Source organism: Umbribacter vaginalis (assembly GCA_001552935.1).
Lineage (GTDB): Bacteria > Actinomycetota > Coriobacteriia > Coriobacteriales > Eggerthellaceae > Berryella > Berryella vaginalis.
Genome location: KQ959693.1, coordinates 1 through 1,393, shown reverse-complemented (window position 1 = coordinate 1,393; position 1,393 = coordinate 1). Strand labels below are relative to the sequence as shown.

Annotated in this window: 1 protein-coding gene and 1 pseudogene; both read left to right on the top strand. The window is 40.6% G+C overall.

The genetic code is table 11. From position 1 onward, the window contains the following. Positions 1-659: pseudogene (locus tag HMPREF3190_RS07630) on the top strand (hypothetical protein); the annotation flags it as partial. An 81-nt stretch (positions 660-740) separates the two neighbouring features. After that, positions 741-1,307, top strand: a complete 567-nt coding sequence (locus HMPREF3190_RS04530; protein WP_066780815.1) for a sigma factor-like helix-turn-helix DNA-binding protein — start codon at positions 741-743, stop codon at positions 1,305-1,307. The last annotated feature ends 86 nt before the right edge of the window (positions 1,308-1,393 follow it).

Sequence of the window (1,393 nt, the reverse complement as noted above, 5' to 3'; positions counted from 1 at the left end):
ATGAGAAAGAAAATTCTCAAAATGAGAAAAATTTTTCTCAAAATGAGAAAATCAACAATGAGTTATCGCAGGTCAATCCCAGCAAAAGTGCCCCCTATAATAAAGTATATAATAAAGAAGATAATAAATATCCATCCACTAGAAGTAAGGTTGACGTATCTCGTAACAGTGGATCGGATGACAAAATTGAGAAGAGTTTAAAAAACTTAATGGCGCTAGCGCTTAATAAGCGTTCAACACTCACTGCTCTGTATGATCCATATGTCACATTACTCAAACACGGCTATACACCAGCGCGCATTGAAGATGGGTATAGAAAGTACCTTGCTCGGTATAAAGACGAACACGACACACCACGGTATGTGATGACGCTTGAGAAGTTTTTAACTGAACCATGCGGATTGCGCTTCTACATGCAACCAGTTCACCAAATTCGCGATGCATCTTTGGAAATCGAATCTCGTTTAAAGAGCCAATCGCCTGAATACGCCAAGCTTAATGCTGAGTTTGTAGAGCTACAGCATGAACGCTTTCAAGCAATGAAAAACCATCAACCTGATGGTGAAATTCTTGCTCGTATTCAAGAAGCATCTGACAGGCTTGCTGCTCTTAGAAAACAACTATTAGAAGATGAACAGGAGAAATGTGGGAATAACTGAAAATAGTACCTTGTGTGCGCAGGAGTGATGGAACGTGAGAAAACGATTCTTCCATATCGTTTTTAAGGAGAAAAGATAGCAATGTTTGATCAAGACAAAACCGAACAAACAAAGATTTTAAGTGCTGGAGAGTTTGAACTTGTTAAAAGCATTTTGCGTGTAATTATCACTGATACAGGCGCAGATGTGCAGGTAAGTGAAGATGTCTTTAAGCGTACGCTTGCCGATGAGTATACGCAGTACGCCTTTGCGTCTGCACTGCCATCTGCAATAGCTGAACTGTCGCCACGTCAATCAACGTGTATCATCAAGCGTTTTGGCTTAGATGGCAAAGGAGAGCGCTCCCTTGAAGAAATCGGCGAGGAATTTGGTGTTACTCGTGAGCGTATTCGTCAATGCATCGCACACGCTCTGCATAAGCTATTTATTTCGCTCTACTTACCAACCGTGCTGCAAACACGTGACTTATCTCTTATCTGCTCTGATGTGCGCAAGCAATGCACAAAGTTCAAACATGAAGCTATGAATGAACACGATGATGAAGATGCGCATTACTGGGAAGATCGTATACGTTCATTAGGTGATTTTTCTAAAAAGCTTCACCTGGCACGCCATTTGCAGCGTGTTTTAGAAGAAAACCCGTTTTAAGGAGTGAACCATGGAAACCATTCAATTCAAAGATGAGGATCTAAAGAAAGCTATTCTTTTTAAAATGAAAGAGGAACACCTTATTG

Excerpts from the sequence above, each read along its gene's own strand:
- HMPREF3190_RS04530 (WP_066780815.1), top strand. The coding sequence starts at position 741 with ATGTTTGATCAAGACAAAACCGAACAAACAAAGATTTTAAGTGCTGGA.